4 protein-coding genes are annotated in these 6,224 nt (G+C 36.2%); 1 reads left to right on the top strand and 3 read right to left on the bottom strand.

Features of this window, described 5'->3' with window-relative positions; all coding sequences use genetic code 11:
* Positions 1-83: 83 nt before the first annotated feature.
* The 3 genes from PN450_RS19770 to dndC form a co-directional block, all read right to left on the bottom strand.
* Entirely contained in the window at positions 84-458 is a 375-nt protein-coding gene (locus PN450_RS19770; protein WP_053540436.1) for a four helix bundle protein, read from the bottom strand.
* A gap of 88 nt (positions 459-546) precedes the next feature.
* Entirely contained in the window at positions 547-2,535 is a 1,989-nt protein-coding gene (gene dndD / locus PN450_RS19765) for a DNA sulfur modification protein DndD (protein ID WP_271837300.1), read from the bottom strand.
* A 210-nt stretch (positions 2,536-2,745) separates the two neighbouring features.
* The gene (gene dndC, locus PN450_RS19760; protein WP_271837299.1) at positions 2,746-4,371 is read right to left on the bottom strand and encodes a DNA phosphorothioation system sulfurtransferase DndC; all 1,626 of its coding nucleotides are present in this window, start codon (positions 4,369-4,371) and stop codon (positions 2,746-2,748) included.
* Between the two features lie 180 nt (positions 4,372-4,551).
* Between dndC and PN450_RS19755 the strand changes: the two genes are divergently transcribed.
* On the top strand, positions 4,552-6,153 hold the full coding sequence (locus PN450_RS19755; protein ID WP_271837298.1) for a DGQHR domain-containing protein: 1,602 nt from the start codon (positions 4,552-4,554) through the stop codon (positions 6,151-6,153).
* Positions 6,154-6,224: the final 71 nt, after the last annotated feature.

The following is a 6,224-nucleotide window of genomic DNA, read 5'->3' as shown; positions in this document are numbered from 1 at the left end:
TGGTGATTGGTGATTGGTGATTGGTGATTGGTGATTGGTGATTGGTGATTGGTGATTGGTGATTGGTGATTGGTGAGGAAAACTTATTTGTTACTATTTCCAGTTCCCAATGAGTTTAAGTAAGCATTTAATTTGGGTGAAAGTTCCTCTATTAACGGTTTGAGAATATTTACTTGTTCAACTGTTAATAATTTACGAACATAAGCAAGTCGCATCCAATGAATTGTTTCATTTAGAGAACCTCTAGCAATTTTAATAAAGCGTTTATTGTCTTGAATATTGTAACGTCCTCTACCTTCTGCTATATTTGCTCCAATGCTATCTGCTGAACGAACAATCTGCTTACCAATAGTATCTTTAGCAAAATTATCCCATCCCATAACTACTTTCCAAATTTCATTTGCTAATTTTTCTGATAACTTATAAACTTGTAACTCTTCAAAATCCGGTCTTCCCATAAATTTTATTTCAACCAATTACCAATCACCAATCACCAATCACCAATCACCAATTACCAATCACCAATCACCAATCACCAATCACCAATCACCAAAAATAACCAGGTTTTATTGTGGTTTCTCGTTTACCGGAGTTGTATTGGAGTAGGTATTCACGGGCTATGGCTTCGGTTTCTTTCAGGTTTTGATATTCTTTTTTGCCGATTTCAGTGTCGGTGGAAAGGAGGATTACTTGATGGCTGGCTGAGGGAAAGTATCTTTCTACTAGGTTGTTGCGGTGGGAGGAGTCTAGTCTTCCTAATGGGGTGTCTATGGCGATAGGTAAGCGTCTTCCTGATACTTTGGCTAATCCCCACAAAAATGCGATCGCTAATAGTTGTTTTTCACCGGCGGAAAGCCGATGTTTGGGGACTTGTTTTCCGTTTAAATCATATAATGATAAGCCGAAGGTTTTGCTGTCTATAGCTATGCGATGTACTAGGTCTGATTTATGTAATAAATATAGAAAACAGTTTTTGACTTCTTCTTCTAATTTATTCAATTTTCTCAAAGTCAATCTTTCTCGAAATACTTTTAATGTTTGTTGAACTTTTAATGCAGAATCAATAATATGTTCACTATTTTGATATTTGATATTTTGTACAGTATATTCATTTAGTTCTTGTCTCAATTTTTTGGTTTCTGTATCTAATTCTATCAGTTTTTGAGTCATTATGTCTGACTGAGATTTAATTTTATTAAATTCAGTTTGTGCTTCTTTTACTGCTTTTTGTAGTTTTGTATATTCTTCGGGTGCAGCCGCAGTTTGTACTTGTCTTTCTAAGGTGAGGATTTCTTCTTCATAATTAGTTAATTCATCTAATTGCTTTTGGGCTATATTTTGGGAAATTTGTAACCGATAAGTTATATTGTCAAGTAAACTTAAACTTTCTTCATCTCCATTTAACCAATTATTTTCTGTGGATAAGTTATTAGTATATAAGTTATTGATATCTTCAGCTAAAAAAGATTGAATATTAGTAACTTTATTATTTTCTAGATTTAATTGTTGTAGCCAATTCAATAATCTTTCATCTCTAGCAATTAAGACATCTTTCGCTAATTGAATTTGTTGAGTTTTCAGTTCTTTTTCTCCCTGTCTTTGCACTTGAGATAATAAAGGACTAATTAAGGCTAAAGGTAAAACATCAGCAGCTAGTTCACGCAAAGATTCACGAACGTTATTAGCAACTTTAATTTTCTCTTCCTTTTGTTGTTCTAACTGACTACGTTCAGCAGCAATTTTACCACCTTCATTCACAAATCTATCTAAAGCCTCTTCATGAACTTTTTCTAATTCTGTAACTTCAATATTTAGATTTGCGAGTTTTATCTGATTGTTTTCATATTCTGCCTGTTTTTCCTGAAGTCGGGTTTCAATTTCTGCTAATTTTTCTAAATCTTTTGTATCTGCAAATTCTCGTTTTTTGCGATTTACTAATATCTCTAAATCAATTGCCAATTTATCAGCTAATTCTAAACCCAAAAGTCCGTTAATAGCATCTACAACTATGGGCGGGGGTATTTCCTGTTCTGCAAGTTCTTTAACTTGTTCACCGTCAAACAGAAATAAATTAGAAATCCCTATAGGTAAAATATTTTCTATATATTCATCCCAAATATTTACTAATGAATCAATTGGCCATGTTTCATCATCTCCTAATATTCCTAAATGGTCTTTTCCGTCTTTAGGATTTTTTTCCCAAGTCCGCACAACGCGATATTTTATTGGTCTATCTTCTTCGATATGTTCAAAAACTAATTCAATTCTGGTTTTTTCTGTGGGGGTACTTTTACTATTCACGCATTGGGTTAAAAAATCACTATAACTCAGATTTCCTCTTGTTGAACATTGGGCGCGTTGTCCATATAATGCAAGGCGAATGGCATCCATTAGGGTGGTTTTTCCGCCGCCGTTCATTCCTCCTAATAAAATAATTGGGCGGGCGTTATCTTCGTCAATTTCGGGGTTGAGGTTGATGATTTGTTTACCAGCATAAGGACCGAAGTTTTGCAGGACTAATTCTAGGAAGATCATGGGTTTTTGGGTTGGGTATTCTAGTTTTTTTAAACGAACCACAGAGGCACAGAGGACACGGAGAAAGAGAGAAGGGAGATATTTATCTCGTTCCCTGTCTCTGACAGGGAATGCTGTCAAGAGGCTCTGCCTCGGTTATAATGAGTTGAGGTAGAACCTCAAGATTGGCATTCCCAGCCAGAGGCTAGGAAGGAGGGTGGGGAGGATATTCTATTGGTCTGGGTTATCATCTGGGTTCTTTTGTGCATATTTGAAGTTAGCCCAAGTTTGTGGTTTACTCTCTTGTTTTTCGGCGGTATCTCCTAAACTCAATTGTTTGAATTTTTCCCGAATTGTGGCAACATCACCTTCTAAGGCTGCTTGTCGTAAATCCCGTTTTAAATGGGCATTTGCGATCGCTTTTTCTGGTGAACGGGAACTTGTATCAAAGCATTTTTCTAGGCTTTCGTAGATACCCACACGGCGGGTTTTTTTCTTAAATTGTCTTTCTGTATCTAATAGTCTAGCCATTAATTCTAAATACATTCCGTCATTATCACAAATTTCTTCTAATATTTCCCATTCATCGCTACCAAGTATGCTTTGATCTGCACCAGGACGAGGATCTTTAAATACTTCTCCTGTGACTTCTTCATATATTCGGGGTAAACTATCATCAAATTCGTGTCTTTCTTCTAACCATATTCGGCGAATTTCACTCAATTCTTCTATAGTAAGTAGAGTGATGTCGCGCATATTTTCTGGTGCTGTTTGACGGATTTGCTTTTCAACTGTTAGCAACTTTCTTAACCAATCTTCCCGCGCTTCTTTAAGATATGGACCAGGAATAGGTTCAATAGATACTTCACCCTCTAAATTACGCTCATACAGTTGTACACCTCCACGTCTACGGCGAAAATCTCTTCGGTCACGATTCTCTTCTAAATCTAATTCTTTGCGAAAATCTAATAATGGTTGCATCCATTCTTTTTCTTCATCATTTTGAATCATTGCTGTTAATGATTTATCTTGACTAACAAGGGTACAAACCCAGCAACCAAAACGAGAACTTCCACAACTAGGAGTAGTTGTATCAACAACTAAAGGACATTCATTATCAGCAGATGCACCTCGATAAATAGCAAATAATTCTTTATTACTGTATTTCCAAGGATTTTCCCATTGCATTAAATAAATCCATACATCATCATTTTCCCAATCTTCAATAGGACTATAAACTAAAGAGTTTGGTAAATTCATGTTAGGACTTAAATGATCTCTTACTCGCTGGGCTTCTAATTTTTTCATTCTATGGGCGCGTTTTAAACTTTCAGCTTTGCGCGTTCCCAATACAACAATTGCTTCTCCATTGTTACGAATAACATCACGAATAAAGCGATTAGAAGGATTAATTTTCAGACGTTCTGTACACCAACGAAATTTCCCTCTTGGGGCTGGATAACCTTTACCAATTAAACCTACCCAGAATGTTTCTTTAAAATCTGGTCTTAATAAATGGGGTTCAAATGGTAATCCTTGCGTTTGCGACTCCAATTTCATTTGTTCTAACGAATTACGTACCCAAGCCGCAATAATAGGATTTTCTACCAGTGTATCCGTAGTAATGACATATATTTTTTTTGTTCGCCTTTCGGGTGGGAGTTCAGCGATCGCATTCCACACAAGTTGTAAAGTAGCAGTGCTGTCTTTTCCACCCGAATAACCTATAACCCAAGGTATCTGATCTAAACAATACAATTCTTGAATTTCTGTAGTCAAAGCTTGAATATCTTCGATTAACTCTGGTACAGTACGATTCGGCTGATTTTTATTTTCTGGCTGTTGTGTTGTAGTCATTTTTCCTTACCTGTGGATACATGAACATAGAATCAATACTTCCCTTTGGGGGCATGAAATCATCTAGTATATAAATAAATCTAAGCTATGCGTGCAGCATATTTTTAAAAATCGCATCCCTAGTATCCATCTTTTTGGACAATAAAGCAAGATTTAGTCACCAAGTTTTCAAAAATTAACATGAATGATAATACAGATACACTCAATAATCAACTCGCTAACGAGTATTTAGAACGGGAAAATCAGGATAAACAGGTATTAGCTTTACTGCTAGACAGGTTTTTAGAGAAGAAAGACCAAATTCTTGTCCAAAAGACAGAAATGGGTGGTACTGAGGCTTATGTAGGTTCTGTGACATTGGAATGGTTCGCGGGACGGGTACATTTTGCGTCTGGTTTACCCCTGCTGCAAAAAAAGTACAACCCAGAGACAGAGAATATTGAAATTGATGCTGATAGTATTGATGACATTCAACAACGTCCTGTTGACTGGTCGCGTCAAGCACCGTTAGTACAGTATTTAGCTGCGCGAAAAAACCATAAATTTCCGGCTGTGCTGGTAGTAATTAATCAACCTTGGGTAGATAACCCCAAAGCAGCGGAGTGGGATAGTCAAGGACGGGCTAAAAAAGCGACTACTGATTTTATACCTTTAGATAAAGATAGTAAAGTCGGTTTACTGAATATTTCTGAAGAGAATGTGACAATTTATGCTTTAGATGGTCAACATAGATTAATGGGTGTACAGGGTTTAATGGAATTAATTAAATCTGGTAAACTCCAACGTTATAAAAAGGATAAAACTGCTGATGAAAGTTTTATTACTTTATCTGATTTGATTGAGAAATATCAAGTAGAACCTGCTTATTTACAAAATTTATCTAAAGAAAAAATTGGCATTGAATTTATTTGTGCGGTGAATACTGGGGAAACTCATACAGAAGCAAAACGACGGGTAAGATCAATTTTTGTTCATGTAAATTTGATGGCTGCACCTTTAACTAAAGGTCAGTTAGCACAATTAAATGAAGATGATGGTTTTGCTATTGTAGCACGAAAGATTGCGGTTACACATCCACTTTTAGAACAAAAACCAAATCGCAATCCCCGTGTTAATTGGAATAGTGCCACAGTAGCCGCTAATTCTACAGTTTTAACCACTCTGCAAGCCTTACAAGATATGTCTGAAAGATATTTGGGGCAAAAGTTCCCCCATTGGAAACCTTTGGAAAAAGGGTTAATTCCCATGCGTCCAGAAAATGAAGAAATTCAGGAAGGAATTGCAGATTTTAGACTACTTTTTGATCATTTAGCTAATCTTCCCAGTTATAAAATATTGGAACACGAAGATACAACTGTTTTGCGGCGCTTCCATTTTGAAAAAGACGGAGGTGAGGGAAATATGTTATTTCGTCCAGTTTCTCAAGTTGCTTTAGCGCAAGCTTTGGGAACTTTGGTGTTTAAAAAAGATTTTCCTTTGACGGATATTTTTAAGAAGTTGGAGAAATTTGACCGTCAAGGGGGTTTTAGTAGTATGGAATATCCTCACTCTTTATGGTATGGGGTTTTATATGACCCCAATAAAAAGCGGGTACAGGTAGTAGGAAAAGATTTAGCTGTGAAGTTATTTATTTATATGTTGGGAGGAATGACTGAAAAAATGGAAGTTACTGCTTTACGTAAAGCTTTAGCTAATGCTAGGACAATGGAAGACCAAACTATAGGTTTTGATGGAAAATTGGTAAAACCGCAAGATGTAGGACTTCCGATTATATTGAGTTAGACAAGTAGCGAGTAATACTACCATGCGGTTTTCACGGATGTTCAATACCACCGATGTTGTTTACTATGTTC

This window comes from Dolichospermum lemmermannii CS-548, from assembly GCF_028330815.1.
In the GTDB taxonomy this organism is placed as follows: domain Bacteria; phylum Cyanobacteriota; class Cyanobacteriia; order Cyanobacteriales; family Nostocaceae; genus Dolichospermum; species Dolichospermum lemmermannii.
This window is presented reverse-complemented; position numbering and strand designations above follow the sequence as displayed.

What these genes read in the sequence shown, in the direction of transcription:
- PN450_RS19770 (WP_053540436.1), bottom strand. Translation starts at nt 458, where the DNA reads ATGGGAAGACCGGATTTTGAAGAGTTACAAGTTTATAAGTTATCAGAA.
- dndD (WP_271837300.1), bottom strand. Translation starts at nt 2,535, where the DNA reads ATGATCTTCCTAGAATTAGTCCTGCAAAACTTCGGTCCTTATGCTGGT.
- dndC (WP_271837299.1), bottom strand. Translation starts at nt 4,371, where the DNA reads ATGACTACAACACAACAGCCAGAAAATAAAAATCAGCCGAATCGTACT.
- PN450_RS19755 (WP_271837298.1), top strand. Translation starts at nt 4,552, where the DNA reads ATGAATGATAATACAGATACACTCAATAATCAACTCGCTAACGAGTAT.